Source organism: Taklimakanibacter albus (assembly GCF_016595235.1).
GTDB classification, from domain to species: domain Bacteria; phylum Pseudomonadota; class Alphaproteobacteria; order Rhizobiales; family Aestuariivirgaceae; genus Taklimakanibacter; species Taklimakanibacter albus.
In genome coordinates this window covers 660,352-677,796 of sequence record NZ_JAENHL010000008.1, presented here as the reverse complement: position 1 = coordinate 677,796, position 17,445 = coordinate 660,352, and the positions used below count along the sequence as shown (strand labels likewise).

Here is a 17,445-nt window from a genome sequence, read left to right as displayed (position 1 = left end):
CTAACCCTCCAGGTTCCGGCCGATCATCCTGATCAGGAAGAAGGCCACGATATTGGCGAGGACGACCGCCACGATGCCGCCCGCTGAAGCGCCGCCGACATCGAAATTGAGGAGGCCCTGGAAATAGACGAGATAGGGCAGGTTGCCGGCTGGCCCGCCGGTTCCGGTGACATAGATCTCGGCGAAGACATTGAGCAGGAAGATCGTCTCGATCAGGATCACGACGGTGATCGGCCGCGCCAGATGCGGCAGCACGATATAGAAGAAATAGGCGAGCGGCGGGGCGCCGTCCATTTCGGCCGCCTCCTTCTGCTCTTCGTCGAGCGACTGGATGGCGGTGAGCAGGATGAGCGTGGCGAAGGGCAGCCACTGCCAGGCCACCATGATGATGACGGCGGTGAGCGGATATTGCGCGAACCAGTCGACCGGCTCGAGCCCGACCGATTTCATCAGCCAGGCGAAGAGCCCCGACACCGGATGCATGAACATGTTCTTCCAGACGAGCGCGCTCACCGTCGGCATGACGAAGAAAGGCGCGATCACCATGAGGCGCACGATATTGCGTCCGACGATGGCCTGGTCGAGGAGGAGGGCGAGCAGCGTGCCGCCGATGATGCTGATCGCCAGCACCGCGAAGACGAGCTTCAGCGAATTGCCGAGCGCTGCGAAGAAAGCGGGATCGGTGAGGAAGTACTCGTAATTGAGAAAGCCGACGAAGCTCTCATTGCCGGGATCGAGCAGATTATAGCGGAGCAGCGAGAACCAGATGGTGAGTGCCAGCGGCACGATCATCCACAGGAACAGCACGACGACGGACGGCGCCACGGCCAGTTTCCCGAGCAGTCTGGTTTGCTGTGTCGCCATAAGCTAGCTCCTGGTCCTGCTCTCTGCCTCTACTCCCCTTCTCCCGCTTGCGGGAGAAGGTGCCCGAAGGGCGGATGAGGGTGTTGGTGCCGCTGCACCACAGTCTGACTGTTTTCTGGGCCTTCGTCTTTATCTCGCAAGCTCATTCGTCAAGTTCGGAGCCACACCCTCACCCGGCCTTTGGCCACCCTCTCCCGCAGGGCGGGAGAGGAGGAAATTCTGAGAGGATGACGACTTGGCGCTGAGCGACATGTTTGCAATGAAAGAGAAAAATGGCTGCCCGGCTCGTCGGTGCCGAGCAGCCGAGTCTTGGGAGGAGCCGCCCCTCTATTTGATGTAGCCGGCCTTGGTCATTTCGCGGGTGGTCGCGGCCTGCGCTTCGGCGAGCGCGTCGTCGGCGCTCTTTTCGCCGGCGAGGGCCGCCGAGAAGATCTGCCCCACCGTCGTGCCGATGCCCTGGAATTCAGGGATGGCGACGAACTGCACGCCGACATAAGGCACCGGCTTCACTGTCGGTTTGGTCGGATCGGCCGAGTTGATCGAGTCGAGCGTCATCTGCGCGAAGGGCGCGGCTTTCAGATATTCCGGGTTCTTGTAGAGCGAGGTGCGCGTGCCGGGGGGCACATTGGCCCAGCCTTCTTTCGATGCGACGAGATCGAGATAGTGCTTGCTCGTGGCCCAGGAGACGAATTTCTGCGCCGCTTCGGCCTTCTGCGAGCCGGCCGGAACCGCGAGCGACCATGCCCACAGCCAGTTGCCGCGCTTGCCGAGGCCGTTGTCGGGCGCCAGCGCGAAGCCGACCTTATCGGCGACTTTCGAGTCCTTCGGATTGGTCACGAACGACGCCGCGACGGTGGCATCGATCCACATGCCGCATTTGCCGGAATTGAACAGCGCCAGATTCTCGTTGAAGCCGTTGGAGGAAGCGCCCGGAGGGCCGGCATCCTTCATCAGATCGAGATAGAAGGTGAGGGCGTTCTTCCACTCCGGCTGGTCGAATTGCGGCTTCCAGTTCTCATCGAACCAGCGTGCGCCGAAGGAGTTCGCCGTGGCGGTCAGGAAGGCCATGTTCTCGCCCCAGCCGGCCTTGCCGCGCAGGCACACGCCATAGGTTTCGTTGGCCTTGTCGGTCATCTTGCGGGCCGCGTCGGCCACGAATTCCCAGGTCGGCGCGTCCGGCATCTTGAGCCCGGCCTTCTCCATGAGGTCGGTGCGATACATGACCATGGAGCTTTCGCCGTAGAAGGGCGCCGCATAGAGCTTGCCGTCGAGCGTCAGGCCGCCGCGGATCGCCGGCAGGAGATCATCGACATCATAGTCGGCGCCGAGGCCGTCCAGCGCAACGAGCCAGCCTTTCTTGGCCCAGATCGGCACTTCATAGGTGCCGATGGTGAGAACGTCGAACTGACCGCCTTTGGTGGCGATGTCCGTTGTCACTTTCTGGCGCAGCACATTCTCCTCGAGGGTGACCCATTCGAGCGAGATGTCCGGATTGGCTTTGGTGAAGTCCTCGGTCAGCGTCTGCATGCGGACCATGTCGCCATTATTGACGGTGGCGATGGTGAGCTTCGTTTCGGCAAGGGCTGTGGTCGAAAGGGCGGCAAGGGCGAAGGTGCCGAGAACGCCAGTCAGGATGGCTTTCATTGATGTCCTCCCAAAGGATATGAGCTGAGCATTTGCTTCTGAATTGGGCATAATCTCAGGATGAAAGGGAGGCGAAGTCAAGCCAAATTCCTGTTGCAATGCACAAAGGCACAGCAACATGAACAACAAGATATTGGTTTCGCTGGATAATAAATTTTGGGCGTTTGCTATTTATTCTAGCAAAAGCTCAGCCATTTTCTCGTTGGTAATGAGACCGTTGATCAATTTCCCGCGCAGGGCGCCTTTGATCGCCCTGAGTCTGGGGATGGCCATGCCGACGCCGATCAGGCGCCGGGTCGCCGGCTGCTCGAGCGGCACGCTCAGTACCCGGTCATTGGTGAGGCCATCGACAAGCTTGCCTTGGGCATCGAAGGCCCAGCCGATGATCTCGCCGACCGCGCCCGCCCGCACCATTGCCCTGAGCTCGTCGGCCTTGACGAAGCCGTCGCGCAAAAGCGCCGCATCGTCATCGACCGTGCCGATACCGACAAAGGTCACATCGGCTTGGCGGGCGAGCTCGGCCACATTGCGGAACGGCTTCTGCGCCAAGAGCAGGGATTTCTCATGCACAGTGGTGGCGATCACCGGCAGCGGCATCGGATAATGCGGCGCCTTGACCCTGTCGCCGATGCGGCTGACCACGTCGAACAAAGTGGCGGAGCCGTCGGGCGCGATATTGCCGACGAGCGACACGACCTTGTGCTGCGGACAGTCCATGGGGGTGAGCTGTTCGACCATGGCGCGCAGCATGCGCCCGGTGCCCATGGCGACGATCACCGGATGCTGCGAGACGAGATAACGCTCGAGCTCGGCCGCCGCCGCTTCCGCGACACCCAGCGTGGTCGACGTCGATTCGGGATCGCTCGGCACCACCTCACAGAAATCGATTCCATAGGCCTGCTTGAGCCGCTCCGACAATTCCAGGCAATGGCCGATCGGATGATCGAGCCGGACCTTGATCAGCTTCTCGCTGACGGCGAGAGAGACCAGCCGCTGCGCCGTCTGACGCGACACGCCGAGCTTGCGGGCGATCTCGTCCTGGGTGTTGCCGGCGATGTAATAGAGCCAGCCCGCCCGGGCCGCGTCGTCGAGCCTGTCCGCCTCTGAATCCGGTTTGCGCGCCAATCTGCACTCCTGTCCGGTTCAGCATTTGCATATTGCCGGGAGAATGGAAACCCTCTCTCAACCCGTCATCCCGGCGAAAGCCGGGATCCATTGAACTCGCGCAGCACGGGCAATGCTGCTCGCGTGGAAAGGTTTTTGTGAATCCCGAAGGAGGAGCTAGTTCAGCCTGAGACCGCTTACGCGATCGAAGACATGGATATCCGCGGCCTTGGCCGTGAGATATTTGCGGTCGCCAGGGCTCAACTGCGGACGTTCGAGCGCCAGCAAGGTGACGCGCTCCTCGACGGCATCGAGCGTTACCTGCGTGCTCATGCCGAGCGGCTCGACCACGGTCACCGTGGCGGGAAATCCCTGATCGGCGAAATGCAGATGTTCAGGGCGGATGCCGATGACGATCTCGCGCCCCTCCTTCCAGGCGGCTGGGGCGAGCGGCAGGAGCGATCCATCGGCGAGACGCGCCGCGCCCCTCACAATGACCGCATCGAAGAAATTCATCGTCGGCGAGCCGATGAAACCGGCGACGAACATATTGGCGGGGCGGTCATAGAGTTCGAGCGGCGGCCCCACCTGCTGGATGACGCCGTCGCTCATCACCACGATGCGGTTGGCCATGGTCATCGCCTCGACCTGGTCATGGGTGACATAGATCGCCGTCGTCTTCAGCGACTGATGCAGTGCCTTGATCTCGGTGCGCATGGTCGCGCGGAGCTTCGCATCGAGGTTGGACAAGGGTTCGTCGAAGAGGAAGACTTTGGGATTGCGCACGATGGCGCGGCCCATGGCGACGCGCTGGCGCTGGCCGCCGGAGAGCTGCTTGGGCAAACGGTCGAGCAGGGCATTGAGGCCCAGCTTGGCCGAGGCCTCCGCCACGCGCTCGCCGATCAGCGCCGCCGGGCTTTTGCGCAAATTGAGGCTGAAGGCCATGTTGCGCCGGACATCCATATGCGGGTAGAGCGCGTAGGACTGGAACACCATGGCGATGTCGCGGTCCTTGGGCGCCATATGGGTCACCGGCCGGTCGCCGATCTGGATCTCGCCGCCATTGATGGCCTCGAGCCCGGCGATGCTGCGGAGCAGCGTGGACTTGCCGCAGCCCGAGGGGCCGACCAGCACGACGAACTCGCCGTCGGCGATGTCGAGATCGATGCTCTCCAGCACCGTGATCGGCCCGAATTTCTTATGGACATTGCGCAATGAGACCGAGGCCATGATCTATCCCTTGACGGCGCCGGCGGTGAGGCCGGTGACCAGATAACGTTGCAGGAACATGAAGAAGAGGCAGACCGGGATGAGGGCCATAACCGAGGCCGCCATCATCTGCCCCCAGTCGACGGCGAATTTGCTGACAAAGGTGAGAAGCCCGACCGAGAAGGTCTTCTGGCTTTCGCTGTTGATCAGCATGAGGGCGAAGAGCAGCTCGCTCCAGGCCGCGGTGAAGACGAAGGCGACGGTGGCGCCCATGCCGGGCAGCGTCAACGGCATGATCACCCGGCGTAGCGCCTCGAAGCGGGTGCAGCCATCGATCATCGCCGCCTCTTCGAGATCCTTCGGCACGCCGTCGAGAAAGGACTGCATCAGAAAGGTGGCGAAGGCGATGTTGAAGGCGGTGTAGATGATGATCAGCCCATAGAGGTTATCGGTGAGGCCGAGCTGGCCCATGATGCGGTAGATCGGCGGGATGACCATCACCAGCGGGAAGGTCTGGGTGAGGAGCAGCACCAGGCTCACCAGCGCCTTGCCGCGGAAGCGGAAACGCGACAGCGCATAACCCGCAAAGGAGGCGACCACGGTGACGATGACCGCCGTCGTCACCGACACCAGGAAGCTGTTGAGGAAATAACGCGGGAAGTCGGTGGCTTTGAGCACGCTGGTATAATTGGCGAGCGTCATACGGCTGGGCCACAGCTTGATGCCTTCGCTGTAGAGCAGGTCCTGCGGCGTCACCGAGATCTTGATCGTCCAGTAGATCGGCAGGAGCGCGAAGATCACATAACAGGCGATGGCGGCATAAAGACCGGTCTGGCCGAGAATGCGCTGGAGGAGGGATTGGCCGGGCATGTCAGACATCCCTCAGAAGCGCGCGCCGTATCTGGATGACGATCAGCGCATAGGCGATGAGAAGGACGAGGAGCAGCACCGCGATCGCCGAGGCATAACCCTTGTCGAGCGACTTGAAGGCCGAGACATAGATATAGGTGGCGATGGTGTTGGTGGAGCCGGCCGGCCCGCCCGCCGTCATGACATAGATGAGATCGGCGAAGGTGGCGATCCACACGGTGCGCAGCATGACCGTGATGGCGATGGTGGGGGCGAGAAAGGGCAGCGTGACCTTGGTGAATTGCTGCCAGGCGGTGGCGCCGTCGATGGACGCCGCCTCATAGAGCTCGGAGGGAATCGATTTCCGCGCCGCCAGCAGCGTGATGGCGAAGAAAGGAATGCCGAACCAGACATTGGCGATGATCGGCCCCCACATGGCGGTCGAAGGATCGGCCAAAATAGTGACCGGTTCCGATTGCAGCCCGATGGCATGAAAGACATGCGGCAAGGGTCCGATCAGCGGATTGAACAGCCACGCCCAGGTGAGGCCGGTGAGGAAGATCGGCACCGCCCAGGGCAGAAAGACGAGGCCTTGCACGAGACGGCGGCCATGGAAGGGCTGGTTGAGAAGCAGCGCCAGGCCGAGGCCTAAGAAGAACTGCAGCGCTAGGCTCGCCACCGTCCACCACAGCGTGTTGATGAGAGCGTCATGCAGGACGGGATCGACCATCATCGCACGATATTGGCCGAGGCCGACATATTCGGAACGGAAGGCCGAGAATTTGCGGAAGGAATAGCTGATGCCGATGATCAAGGGCACGACCAGGACGGTGACGATGATCACCAGCGCCGGGCTCAAATAGAGCCATGGCTCGAGAAAGCGGCGCCGGTCGGCCTGGCGTTGGAGAGCCAGATTATCTGCGGTGATGGCGGTCATCAAAGGTCTAGCATCCCTCAGCTCTCGTTACCCTCGCCCCCAGCGGGGAGAGGGAGGGGCCCATTGCGAAGCAATGGGAGGGTGAGGGGGAACGGACGGCAGAAGGCTTTCCGTTCCGACGACATTCTGTCCGCCGGTTCCCCCTCACCCTAACCCTCTCCCCCGGAGGGGGAGAGGGGATGAGCTCTTTACTTATTCTTCTCCATCCACTTCTTCTGCTCGGCTGTCAGGAACGTCGCCCATTCATCGGCGACTTCCTTTGGCGCGCGCTTGGAGAGCAGGATTTCCTGGAAGCCGGTCGGCACCATGGAATCATAGAACACGCCCAGATTCTCGAGATGCGTCGGCGGCGTCACGAAGACATATTTGTCCGGATTGGACAGCTCCTCGAACCAGCCCTTGAACTGCTCGGTCTTGAAGAATGCGTCCTGGTCGGCGCCATTGTGGATCGGCAGAACGCCCACCACCTTGGCCCATTCGAGATTCTGCTTGTTGTTGGACAGGAACTCGATGACCTTCCAGGCTTCCTTCTTTGCCGGGCTGTCGGCGAACATCGACCAGCCGGCATAGCCCAATGTCGGATAGGATTTGCCATTGGGACCGGTCGGCATCGGCGCCACGGCGAAATCCTCCGCCTTCATCTTCTCGGCGATGCCGATGAGCGCATCCGGATCCTGGTCGAGCATGGCGCAGGTGCCGGTATAGAAGCCGGTGACGATTTCGTTGAAGCCCCAGCTGACGCTGTCCTTCGGCACCCAGCCGTTCTTGTACATGTCCTGCAGCATCTGCAGCGCCTTGACCGAGCCTTCCTCGTTGAAGGTCGAGGTGCCGTCTTCGTTGAAGAAGCCGGGCTTGCCGTCCATGATGTTCATGAACATCTGGATGCCGCCGAAGGCGCCGGGGCCGCCGCGCAGGCAATAGCCATATTTGCCGTTGCCGAGGCCGGCGATTTTCTGCGCCGCCGAGGTAAACTCTTCCATCGTCTTCGGCGCTTCGCTGAGGCCCGCTTCGGCGAAGAGTTTCTTGTTCCAGAACATCGCGCGGGCATAGTAGCCGTAGGGCAACATATATTGCGTGTTCTTGACGGTGGAGCCGAACTGCTTGGCGCGGTCGCCCAGCGTGCCGAGCTCGGCCCAGTCCTTCATGAAGGGACCGAGATCCTCGAGCTGGCCGTTATTGGCATAAAGCCCCATCCAGCGTTCCGGCATCTCGACGACATCCGGCGTCTCGCCCGCCTGCACCATGCTGAGGAACTTCTCGAAGGCCTGGCCCCAGGGGAGCGATACGATCTCGACCTTGATGTCGGGATTGGCTTTCTCGAATTCGTCAAGCTCCTTGCGCAGGAATTCGGTGCGCTGCGGGCTGGTGATCACCTCCACCAGCTGCACCTTGGTTTCGGCCGAAGCCGTGCTGCTGAGCGCCGCGATGGCGACGCCGAACATCATGCCTTGCAACAGTTTCTTCATGTACTCCTCCCTTGTTGAGTTGGTTCAAGTCTTGATGCTTTTAGCCAGGGCATTCTCCAGGTCGGCCCACAGCATCTCGGGATCTTCCAATCCGACATGCAGCCTGATGGCGCGTGGGCTGACGCTGAAACGGTCGAAGGAATTGACGCCGGGGGTCTGGGCGAGCGAGGCCGCCACCGGCACGATGAGGCTTTCATGGCCGCCCCAGCTCACCCCTAATCGGAAAAATTTGAGCAGGTCGGTGAAACGCGGAATGTCGATCGTGTCATCCACCTCGAAGGTGAAGAGACCGGTGAAGCCCGCCAGCGTGGCGCGGCCGGGATGGTTGGAATAGATCGGATGATGGATCTTGGTGACATGCGCATGGGCGCGCAGGCGCTCGGCGATGAAAAGCGCGCTGTCCATATGACGCTTGAGCCGGAAGGGCAAAGTGCGCAGGCCACGGATCAGGAGGAAAGCCTCGAGCGGCGACAGCTTGGCGCCGAGAAAGGGATGGGTCAGCTCGTTGATCCTGGCGATAAGCGCTTTCGAGCCCGCCACCACGCCCGCCACCGTGTCGCTGTGGCCGCCGATATATTTGGAGGCCGAATGCAGCACCAGATCGACGCCATGGGTGTGAGGCTTCTGGAATACCGGTGTCGCCCAGGAATTGTCGATGACGGTGGTGATACCTTGCGCGCGCGCCGCTTGCGCCAGGCGCTTGATGTCCTGCAGCTCGAAGACCATCGAAGACGGGCTCTCGAGATAGAGAAGCTTGGCGCCGGGCAGGGCCGCCTCGACCGCATCCGCATCCGAGCCGTCGACATAATCGACGGTGATGTTGAAGCGCGGCAGAAGCTTTTCGAAGAAACGATAGGCGTCGCCATAACAGTGGCGCACCGCGACGATGCGGTCGCCCGACGAGACGATGGAAAGCACCGTGGAGCTGATCGCCGCCATGCCGGAGGAAAAGGCGCGCGCCGCTTCCGCCCCTTCGAGCTCGGCGATACGCCGCTCGAAATCATGCACCGTCGGATTGCCGACGCGGCTGTAGATATAACCCTGGCCTTCGCCGGCGAAGGTCTTCTGCATCTCGGCGAAGTCTTTGAAGGTGAAAAGCGAGGTCTGATAGATCGGCCCGACGACCGGATCATGCAGATGCGGCGCGTCATCGGTGAGGATCAGCGAAGCCGCTTCGATCGCGGCCTTGGCGGCGTCCGTGATATGGGTTTCATGCTTCATTTGGATAGGCCTCACGGATTTCCTGGCCGACGCTGTCGATGATCTTCAGCGCCTCGGCGCGCGCTGAAGCGGGATCACGCCGCGCAATGGCGTCGAACATGCTGCGGTGGAAGGGAAAGGACGCTTCGGCGAAATTCGGGATCTGCAGCGGGTTCTCCCAGAACTGATGCACGAGATCGCGCATCGACTGGATGATCTGGGTGAAGAGGGGGTTGCCGGTCGCCTCGATGATCGACTGGTGATATTCCCAGTCCTCTTCCGAGGAATTGCCGATCGCATGCGCCGCTTCCATCCGGTCGAGCGCCTTTTCGATCATGGTGATGCGGTCGGCGGAAGCCGACGCCGCGCAGATCGCGGCGGCCTCGCCTTCGAGGGCCCGGCGCACCTGCAGGCCATGCAGCAGGTCCTTCACCTTGGACGAACGGCTCAGCACCAGCGGCACATGCACGATGTTCCGGCCGACCGCCTTGCGCAGATAAACGCCGGAGCCTTTGCGCATTTCGACGATGCCGAGGGCCTCCCAGCGCTTGAGGGCTTCCCGAACCGTGGGCCGGCTGACTTCCAGCCGCTCACACAGCATCCGCTCGGAGGGGAGCTTGTCCCCGGGCCCGATCCGAGCTTCCTCAACATAGGTGGCGAGGGCCTCAATCACAGCGGAATCAAGGGTTTGGCTCTTGACGGGCCCGAGAAGTCCGGATGTCGACGGCTTGCTTTTCACAAATCCTCCCCCTGAGTCCCGACGTCTAAGCGGTCAGGCTGTCAGACCAGTTTAATCAAGCGGAGGTTGCGGGGAGAGTCAAGCCTCATCCGGGAAGATGTGGATTACTGGTTCGCGGGACTGCGTCCGTAGAGCAGCAGCATGGCGATGATAACGACGCCATAGATGATCTGGCGGCCGGCTTCCGGCATCTGCAGCACCGACAGGATCGACAGCAGCAGCGTGATGAGGATGACGCCTGCCACGGTGCCCAGATAAGAGCCGCGTCCGCCGAGGATCGAGGTGCCGCCCAGCACCACCGCGGCGATGGCGGGCAGGAGATAGGCATCACCCATGCCTTGCGCCGCCTTGGATGCGTAGCCCGCCAGCAGCACACCGCCAAAGGCGCTCAGGCCTCCGGCGGCGATGAAGGCGATCATCACCACGCGGCGCGTATTGACGCCGGAGAGATAGGCGGCGCGCTCGCGGTTGCCGATGCCATAGACGGCGCGCCCGAACGTGGTGCGCGTCAGCACGAAGACCATTCCGGCGCCGACGATCGCCCAGATGATCAGCGCATTGGGCACGCCCGGGATGAGCGAGCCGGTGGCGAGATAGCGCATTTCCTCGGTGGCAAAATCGCGGGGCGAGAAGCCGCCGGTATAGACCACCATCAGTCCTTGCGCGACCGCATTGGTGGCGAGCGTCACGATCATCGAAGGGATGCGCAAGTATGCGACGCCGATGCCGTTGACGAGGCCGATGAGCATGCCGCAAAGAATGCCGATCGGCACCGCGGCGAGCGTCGCCGCCGGTCCATAGGCGGTGGCGGCGCAGGCCATCATCGCCCCCGCCGCGACCACCCAGGGCACTGAGAGGTCGATCTGGCCGAGCAGGATGACCAGCATCATGCCGGTGGCGATGACGCCCAGGAACGACGCCACTTTGAGCTGCTGCAGCAGATAGTCGGCCGACAGGAAGGCCGATGAATAGAGACCCCCGAACAGGAGCAGCAGGATGATGCAGGCGAAGGAGATCGCCACCGGCGGCTCAATGCGGCGGATGAAACGCGGCATCCGCTCACTGATCCTGCCCATCGTCGTATCGCTCATCCGAACCACTCCAGCCGGTTGCGCACGCGCCACAGGCCGAGGGCCCCGATGCTGACGGCGAGCAGGAGAATGACGCCCTGGAACAAAGGCTGCCAGAGTGCATCGAAATCGAAGACGAACATGAGATCGCCGATGGCGCGGAAGGCGAAGGCGCCGAAAATGGCGCCGATGGCGCTGCCGCGGCCGCCGAACAGCGACACGCCGCCCAGCACGACCGCGGCGATCGACAGCAGCGTATAGGTGCTGGCGGTGGCGGACGAGGCCTGGCCCGAATAGGTGAAGAAGGTGAGGAACAAGCCGCCGATACTGGCGAGAAGCCCGCCCAGCGTGTAGGCGGCGAACTTGCCGCGCCGGATCGGCATGCCCGACATATAAGCGGCGGTTTCCGACGAGCCCGCTGCATAGGCCGCGCGCCCGATCACCGAGGAGCAGAAAGGCAGCCAGACCACCAGCACGATGGCGAGCAGCATGAGAAGGCTCGCCGGCACGATGCCGAAGACCTTGCCCGTCATCGCATCGGCCAGCGTCTCGTTGACGGTGCCGCCGGGCAGCGGCCGCAGGATGAGAGCGATGCCGAAAAAGATGGCGCCGGTGCCGATGGTGGCGACGATCGGCTGCAGCCGTCCATAGATGACGATGAGGCCGTTGAGGGCGCCGCATAAGGCGCCGACGAAAAGCACGAAGACGACGCCGAGCGTCGTTTCGAAGGCGTTGCCGGTGACCACCATCGAGGCGATGCAATTGGTGAGGACGAGAATGGCGCCGACCGACAGATCGATGCCGGCGGTGATCACCACCAGCGTCTGCGCCATGGCGACAAGCGCCAGCAGCGTCCCCTTATTGGCAGCGGTCTGCGCCACATTCGTGGTGAGCCCGGCCGGGTGGTTCGAGATATAGATGGTGAACATCAGGGCGAAGATCGCGAGCGCGACCAGCGTGCCGCGCTGCTCGGCGAGCCAGTAGCGCCAGTCCTTCATGCCTCGGCTCCTTCACGCAAGCTGTGCCCGTTGCCGGTAATGTTGAGGGCGCTGGAGATGAGCGCATGCTCGCTGATCTCATCACCCTTGAGCTCGCGTTTGACGGCGCCGTCATAAAGCACCAGCACGCGGTCGCAGCAGCCGATCAGCTCGTCATAATCGGTCGAATAGAAGAGGATGGCGGCGCCATCGGCGGCGAGGCGGCGGAGCAGGGCATAGATTTCCTGCTTGGTGCCGACATCGATGCCGCGCGTCGGGTCGTTGAGGAGGATGATACGCGGACGCCGCATCAGCCATTTGGCGATCACCACCTTTTGCTGGTTGCCTCCCGACAGCGCGCCGACCGGAATATCGAGTCCGGCGGTCTTGATCGCCAGCAGGTCCAGCATGTCCTCATTGCGCCGCTGCTCGGCGGCACTGTCGATGACGCTCGCTTTCGAGAGGAGATCGAGCGAGGCGAAAGAAAGGTTGTCCCTGACCGACATCGGCAGCATCAGCCCTTCGGTCTTGCGGTCTTCCGGGATCAGCGCCATGCCGATCTCGCCGCGTTTGGCGGCGGCGGGGCTGTTGAGCGTGACGGGTTTGCCGTCGATGAGGATCTCGCCCGAAAGCCCGCTCAGCACACCGAAAAAGGCGAGCAGCAATTCACGCTGGCCCTGGCCGTCGAGCCCGCCGAGGCCGACGACTTCGCCTGCCGCCACGGAGAGCGATATGTCCTTGAGCCGGCCGGCCCAGGAGAGATCGCGGCAGGCGAGCGCCGGGGCACGATCCGAGACGGCGGCCGGCGGCTTGGGCGGAAAGACATTGTGGTATTCGCGCCCGATCATCATCTCGACGACTTCATCGTTGCTTTTCGAGCCATTGGCATAGGTCGCGACATTGCGGCCATTGCGGAAGACGGTGCAGGTATCGGCGAGCTCGGCGATCTCGTTCATCCGGTGCGAGATGTAGAGCAACGCCATGCCGTCCTGGCGCAGGCGCTTGAGAACCTGGAAGACCTTGGCCACGTCGGCGGCGGTGAGCGCCGAGGTCGCCTCGTCGAGAATGAGGATCTGCGGCTGGCGCGCCAGGGCCTTGGCGATCTCCACCACCTGCCGGCGCGACAGCGGCAGATCCTTGACCAGGGCGGCGGGGTGGATGTCGGCGGCGCCGGCGCGGTCGAGCGCCGCTTCGGCGAGCCGGCGCTGCGCCTTGCGGTCGATCATGCCGAAGCGCTGCGGCGGATCGGCGATGACGATATTGTCGGCGACGCTGAGATCGGGGATGAGCGACAATTCCTGGAAGATGCAGGCGATGCCGGACTTCTGCGCCGCCGCCGGACCGGCGAAGACGACGTCGTCGCCTTTAAGGACCATGCGGCCCTCATCGGGCGTGACCACGCCGGCCATCACCTTGATCAAGGTGGATTTTCCGGCGCCGTTTTCACCCAATATGGCATGTATGCGACCTGGTTCGACGACCAGCTCGGCCTTCTCGAGCGCGCGCACGCCGCCATAGCGCTTCGAGATCCCTTCCATGCGGAAGAGCGCCTCAGCTCCGATCATAAAGTTCTCCCCCACAGCATAGCGGGAATATCGCATGTGCTACGGCAAGACCTCCCCACGTTTCCCCCTCTCCCGTCCGCAGGATGGGAGAGGGTGCCCGATAGGGCGGGTGAGGGCTCTTCAAATTGCTAAGATAGCTCAAGAAAAAGAGCCCTCATCCGGCCTTCGGCCACCTTCTCCCATTGCTGCGCAACGGGCGAAGGGGAAACGTGGTAAGCACCTACAGCTTTCACACAATCTCATATGCGATTGTCCTGCGCGGCATCGAGAAGGGCGCCGCAACCACGAGGCTGCGGCGCCCCGTATTCAACGGTTACTGATTGTCCTTGCTCTGATTCAGGATCTCGATGGCGGAAATGTCAATCCCGCAGGTCGGGAAGGAGTTGCCGACGAAGAAATTGTCGGACTGGTCCTTGTAGTAGTCGGTGCCGTCCTTGAAATTGGGATCCTCGACGATCGCCAAGGGCAGCTTGACGGCTTGCGGCACCACATTGCCTTCCAGCGCCGCGATCGCCGTCTTGATCGCCACCGCGACCTGGGCGGGACCGGAGCCGGCGGACGAGCATTTGAGGCCATCACCGGCATGCGCGGCGCAGAATTTACGGAAGCCGTTTTCCGTCTCGCCGCCAAACGGCACGAAAGGATGCTTGGCGTCGATCATTGCCTGCACGATGCCGGTGTCGCCACCTTGGCCGGTGATGCCGTCGAACGGACCGCTGGTGGCGATCGCATCCGCCGTCACCTTCTGGGCGACGCCGTCATCCCACTTGCCGACGACTTCGACGATGTCCCATTTCTTCCCCGACGCCGCGAAGGTTTCCTGGATGCCTTCATGGCGGATGCCGTCGACCGGATGGCCGGCGACGCCGCGCACTTCGAGGATCTTGCCGCCATTGGGGAGGTGATTGATGAGCCAGTTGGCCCACAGGATTCCCAAGCCTTTCTGATCGACATTGACGTTGATCAGGTCTTCCGAGTCATCGACGGTGCCGTCGAAGGCGACGACGATGACGCCGGCCGCTTTGGCGCGCTTGAGCGCCGGGATCAGGGCCGCCGCATTCTGCGCATTGACGACGATCGCGTCGTAACCGGAATCGATGAAGTTATCGACGGCCGAGACCTGCGCCGGCACGTCTTCACCCGTCGAGACGACCTTGAATTCCTTGAGCTTGGCCGCCACTTCGGGCTGCGCCGCATAGGCCTTGGCCGACTGGATCATCTGGATGCGCCACGTATTGGCGATATAGCCATTGGCGAGCGCTATCCTGTAGGGACCGTCCTTCTTCGGATATTTGTAGAATTTCGTCTGGTCCGCCCAGGGCACGAAGCAGTTGGGATCGGAGGCGGGGCCGGCCACCACTTCAGGGCCTTCCGCCAAAGCGGGGCTGAGGTGCAGGGCGAGGGCGAAGACGCCGGCGACAGACGCAAGGCACGACCGTTTCACTGTCGAGTTCATAGGTGATTCCTCCCAAACGCCATTCTTGAGTTGGCTGATCGATCTCAAACCGGAAAGGGTCGCCTGATTAAGCGAAGCACTTGAAAAAGAAGCCAAAAAGGCTAATCAGTCCGGTGATCGAGAGGAAGGATATTATATGATGATAGCGCTGTCAATTGAAGCTACGCTGGGTTAATTGTATGGACGAAGGGATGATGCATATGCCGCGGAAGCAGCGCCGGCCGCGCAGCAAATTGTCCGATGTCGCCCTGCGTGCCGGGGTGAGCGCGGTGACGGTGTCGCGCGCTTTGCGCCGCCCCGAGATGGTCTCGCCGCAACTGCGCGAGCGTATCGACAGCGCCATCAAGGACCTGGCTTACATTCCGAACCGCGCCGCCAGCATCCTGGCCTCGTCACGTTCGAGCGTCATCGGCGTCGTCGTCTCGTCGCTCACCAATGGTGTCTTCGCCGATTATCTGAGAGCCCTGCACGACATGTTCCAGCCCGCCGGCTTTCAGGTGATGGTGCTGAACAGCCGCTATTCGCCGCTCGAGGAAGAGAAAGCGATCGTCACCTTGCTCGGCCAGCGGCCGGAGGCGCTAATCCTCACCGATGTCGATCAGACACCTTATGCGCGCGAGCTTCTCGAACATGCCGGCATCCCGATCATCCAGACGATGGGGCTGACCGACGCACCGATCGACATCAATATCGGCATCTCGCAATATGATGCGGGCAGCCTGGCGACACATCATCTGATCGAGCTCGGCCATCGCCGCATCGGCATCCTGGCGGCCCGGCTCGATTCACGCACGCGCAATCGCGTGGCGGGTTATACCGATGCGATGAAGCAGAAAGGTCTTCACGATGAGGCCCTGCTCGAATGGAGTGCGGTGCCGTCCACGGTGAAACTCGGCGGCGAGCTCTTCAGCGCCTTGCTCTCCCGTTGCCCCGATCTCGAAGCGGTGTTCTGCGGCAATGACGACCTCGCGCTCGGTGTCCTGTTCGAATGCGCGCGCCGCGGCATCAAAGTGCCTGAACAAATGTCGGTCGTGGGCTTCAACGACCTCGAATTCGCCGCGAGCTCCTGCCCCGCCCTCACCAGCATCGCGGTGCCACGTCATGAAATGGGGCGCCTCAGCGCCGAGATCGTGCTCGAGATCATTCGCGGCTCGGGCGCGCGGCCGAAGACGAGCCGCATCGATCTGGGCTTCAAGCTGGCCTTGCGCGACAGCACCAGGATGTCGGCGCAGAGAGGGTTGAAGGTCTGATCAGCTGGCGGCGAGGCGCGTGACGACCTCGTCCGCCAGAGCGAGGCTCGCGGTCAGGCCCGGGCTTTCGATGCCGAAAAGATTGACGAGCCGTGCGATGCCATGCTCGTTCGGGCCCTCGATGACGAAATCGGCCGCCGGTTCGCCAGCCCGCGAGAGCTTCGGCCGCACACCCGCATAGCCGGGATTGAGGCTGCCCTCCGGCAGATCCGGCCAATAGCGCCTTATATCCGCATAGAAGGAAGCACCGCGGCGCTCGTCGAGCGTGTAGTCGACCTTGTCGATCCATTCCACGTCGGGACCGAAGCGCGCCTGCTTGGCGAGATCGAGCGTGAGATGGACGCCGAGGCCGCCATCGACCGGCACCGGATAGATGAGGCGCGAGAAGGGGGCCCGCCCGGTGAGGGTGAAATAGCAGCCGCGCGCATAGGAGAGCGCCGGGATGTGATCGCCGGGGAATCCGCTGAGCTTGCGGCTGATGTCCTGGGCACCAAGACCCGCCGCATTGACGACGCTGGCCGACAGGAATTCGTAAGGCGTGCCGTCCGAGGTCACGGTGCGCAGAATGATTCCATCGGACGTGATCTCGCCCCCTTCGACTTTGGTCTCGAAAGCGAAGATCGCGCCTCGTGCCTCGGCATCGCCCTGCAGCGTCAGCATCAAGGCATGGCTGTCGATGATGCCGGTCGATGGTGAGTGAAGGGCGGCGACGCAGGCAAGCGCCGGTTCCAGCCGTCGCGCCGCTTCGGCATCGAGCAGGATCAGGTCATGCACGCCGCAGGCCTCGGCCTTGGCCCGGATCTGCTGGAGCTTGTCGATCTGGCCGGTTTCCGTCGCCACGATGAGCTTGCCCAGGCGCTCATGCGCGATGCCGCGCTCGCGGCAATAGGCATAAAGACGATCACGCCCGACAACGCAGAGCCGCGCCTTCAGGCTCCCTTGCGGATAATAGATGCCGGCATGGATGACTTCCGAATTGCGCGAGCTCGTCTCGGTGCCGATGCTGTCGGCGGCTTCGATGACGAGGACGTCGCGGCCGGTGAGCGCCAGAGCGCGCGCCGTCGCCAGACCGACGACCCCCGCCCCGATGACGGTGCAATCAACCTTGTCCACGG

Annotated in this window: 15 protein-coding genes; 1 reads left to right on the top strand and 14 read right to left on the bottom strand. The window is 62.5% G+C overall.

Going from position 1 to position 17,445, the window contains the following annotated elements; all coding sequences use genetic code 11:
• The 13 genes from JHL16_RS26080 to JHL16_RS26020 form a co-directional block, all read right to left on the bottom strand.
• Entirely contained in the window at positions 1 to 864 is an 864-nt protein-coding gene (locus JHL16_RS26080; RefSeq protein WP_200187821.1) for a carbohydrate ABC transporter permease, read from the bottom strand.
• Between the two features lie 327 nt (positions 865 to 1,191).
• On the bottom strand, positions 1,192 to 2,508 hold the full coding sequence (locus JHL16_RS26075) for an ABC transporter substrate-binding protein (protein ID WP_200187820.1): 1,317 nt from the start codon (positions 2,506 to 2,508) through the stop codon (positions 1,192 to 1,194).
• Positions 2,509 to 2,679: 171 nt separating this feature from the next.
• Positions 2,680 to 3,633, bottom strand: a complete 954-nt coding sequence (locus JHL16_RS26070; protein ID WP_200187819.1) for a sugar-binding transcriptional regulator — start codon at positions 3,631 to 3,633, stop codon at positions 2,680 to 2,682.
• Between the two features lie 156 nt (positions 3,634 to 3,789).
• The gene (locus JHL16_RS26065; RefSeq protein WP_200187818.1) at positions 3,790 to 4,842 is read right to left on the bottom strand and encodes an ABC transporter ATP-binding protein; all 1,053 of its coding nucleotides are present in this window, start codon (positions 4,840 to 4,842) and stop codon (positions 3,790 to 3,792) included.
• A 3-nt stretch (positions 4,843 to 4,845) separates the two neighbouring features.
• Positions 4,846 to 5,691: a carbohydrate ABC transporter permease gene (locus JHL16_RS26060; RefSeq protein ID WP_200187817.1), complete on the bottom strand. Its 846-nt coding sequence runs from the start codon at positions 5,689 to 5,691 to the stop codon at positions 4,846 to 4,848.
• A 1-nt stretch (position 5,692) separates the two neighbouring features.
• Positions 5,693 to 6,607 (bottom strand): carbohydrate ABC transporter permease, encoded by a 915-nt coding sequence (locus JHL16_RS26055; protein WP_200187816.1) that lies wholly within the window; start codon positions 6,605 to 6,607, stop codon positions 5,693 to 5,695.
• A gap of 188 nt (positions 6,608 to 6,795) precedes the next feature.
• Positions 6,796 to 8,073, bottom strand: coding sequence for an ABC transporter substrate-binding protein (locus JHL16_RS26050; RefSeq protein WP_200187815.1), 1,278 nt, complete (start codon positions 8,071 to 8,073; stop codon positions 6,796 to 6,798).
• A gap of 24 nt (positions 8,074 to 8,097) precedes the next feature.
• Positions 8,098 to 9,294: a PLP-dependent transferase gene (locus tag JHL16_RS26045; protein WP_200187814.1), complete on the bottom strand. Its 1,197-nt coding sequence runs from the start codon at positions 9,292 to 9,294 to the stop codon at positions 8,098 to 8,100.
• Positions 9,284 to 9,946, bottom strand: a complete 663-nt coding sequence (locus JHL16_RS26040; RefSeq protein ID WP_348647284.1) for a FadR/GntR family transcriptional regulator — start codon at positions 9,944 to 9,946, stop codon at positions 9,284 to 9,286. The genes JHL16_RS26045 and JHL16_RS26040 overlap by 11 nt, the downstream gene beginning before the upstream one ends.
• A gap of 170 nt (positions 9,947 to 10,116) precedes the next feature.
• Positions 10,117 to 11,103, bottom strand: coding sequence for an ABC transporter permease (locus JHL16_RS26035; protein ID WP_200187812.1), 987 nt, complete (start codon positions 11,101 to 11,103; stop codon positions 10,117 to 10,119).
• Positions 11,100 to 12,080: an ABC transporter permease gene (locus tag JHL16_RS26030; RefSeq protein WP_200187811.1), complete on the bottom strand. Its 981-nt coding sequence runs from the start codon at positions 12,078 to 12,080 to the stop codon at positions 11,100 to 11,102. Before JHL16_RS26030 ends, JHL16_RS26035 begins: the two co-directional genes overlap by 4 nt.
• The gene (locus JHL16_RS26025) at positions 12,077 to 13,624 is read right to left on the bottom strand and encodes a sugar ABC transporter ATP-binding protein (RefSeq protein ID WP_200187810.1); all 1,548 of its coding nucleotides are present in this window, start codon (positions 13,622 to 13,624) and stop codon (positions 12,077 to 12,079) included. Before JHL16_RS26025 ends, JHL16_RS26030 begins: the two co-directional genes overlap by 4 nt.
• A gap of 313 nt (positions 13,625 to 13,937) precedes the next feature.
• On the bottom strand, positions 13,938 to 15,080 hold the full coding sequence (locus JHL16_RS26020; RefSeq protein ID WP_200187809.1) for a sugar ABC transporter substrate-binding protein: 1,143 nt from the start codon (positions 15,078 to 15,080) through the stop codon (positions 13,938 to 13,940).
• A 200-nt stretch (positions 15,081 to 15,280) separates the two neighbouring features.
• On the opposite strand from JHL16_RS26020, the gene JHL16_RS26015 reads away from it, so the two are divergent.
• Positions 15,281 to 16,330: a LacI family DNA-binding transcriptional regulator gene (locus JHL16_RS26015; protein WP_200187808.1), complete on the top strand. Its 1,050-nt coding sequence runs from the start codon at positions 15,281 to 15,283 to the stop codon at positions 16,328 to 16,330.
• On the opposite strand, the gene JHL16_RS26010 is transcribed toward JHL16_RS26015, so the two are convergent.
• Positions 16,331 to 17,443 (bottom strand): FAD-dependent oxidoreductase, encoded by a 1,113-nt coding sequence (locus tag JHL16_RS26010; protein WP_200187807.1) that lies wholly within the window; start codon positions 17,441 to 17,443, stop codon positions 16,331 to 16,333.
• Between the last annotated feature and the right edge of the window lie 2 nt (positions 17,444 to 17,445).

Excerpts from the sequence above, each read along its gene's own strand:
- JHL16_RS26080 (WP_200187821.1), bottom strand. The coding sequence starts at position 864 with ATGGCGACACAGCAAACCAGACTGCTCGGGAAACTGGCCGTGGCGCCG.
- JHL16_RS26075 (WP_200187820.1), bottom strand. The coding sequence starts at position 2,508 with ATGAAAGCCATCCTGACTGGCGTTCTCGGCACCTTCGCCCTTGCCGCC.
- JHL16_RS26065 (WP_200187818.1), bottom strand. The coding sequence starts at position 4,842 with ATGGCCTCGGTCTCATTGCGCAATGTCCATAAGAAATTCGGGCCGATC.
- JHL16_RS26060 (WP_200187817.1), bottom strand. The coding sequence starts at position 5,691 with ATGCCCGGCCAATCCCTCCTCCAGCGCATTCTCGGCCAGACCGGTCTT.
- JHL16_RS26055 (WP_200187816.1), bottom strand. The coding sequence starts at position 6,607 with ATGACCGCCATCACCGCAGATAATCTGGCTCTCCAACGCCAGGCCGAC.
- JHL16_RS26050 (WP_200187815.1), bottom strand. The coding sequence starts at position 8,073 with ATGAAGAAACTGTTGCAAGGCATGATGTTCGGCGTCGCCATCGCGGCG.
- JHL16_RS26045 (WP_200187814.1), bottom strand. The coding sequence starts at position 9,294 with ATGAAGCATGAAACCCATATCACGGACGCCGCCAAGGCCGCGATCGAA.
- JHL16_RS26035 (WP_200187812.1), bottom strand. The coding sequence starts at position 11,103 with ATGAGCGATACGACGATGGGCAGGATCAGTGAGCGGATGCCGCGTTTC.
- JHL16_RS26030 (WP_200187811.1), bottom strand. The coding sequence starts at position 12,080 with ATGAAGGACTGGCGCTACTGGCTCGCCGAGCAGCGCGGCACGCTGGTC.
- JHL16_RS26025 (WP_200187810.1), bottom strand. The coding sequence starts at position 13,624 with ATGATCGGAGCTGAGGCGCTCTTCCGCATGGAAGGGATCTCGAAGCGC.
- JHL16_RS26020 (WP_200187809.1), bottom strand. The coding sequence starts at position 15,080 with ATGAACTCGACAGTGAAACGGTCGTGCCTTGCGTCTGTCGCCGGCGTC.
- JHL16_RS26015 (WP_200187808.1), top strand. The coding sequence starts at position 15,281 with ATGCCGCGGAAGCAGCGCCGGCCGCGCAGCAAATTGTCCGATGTCGCC.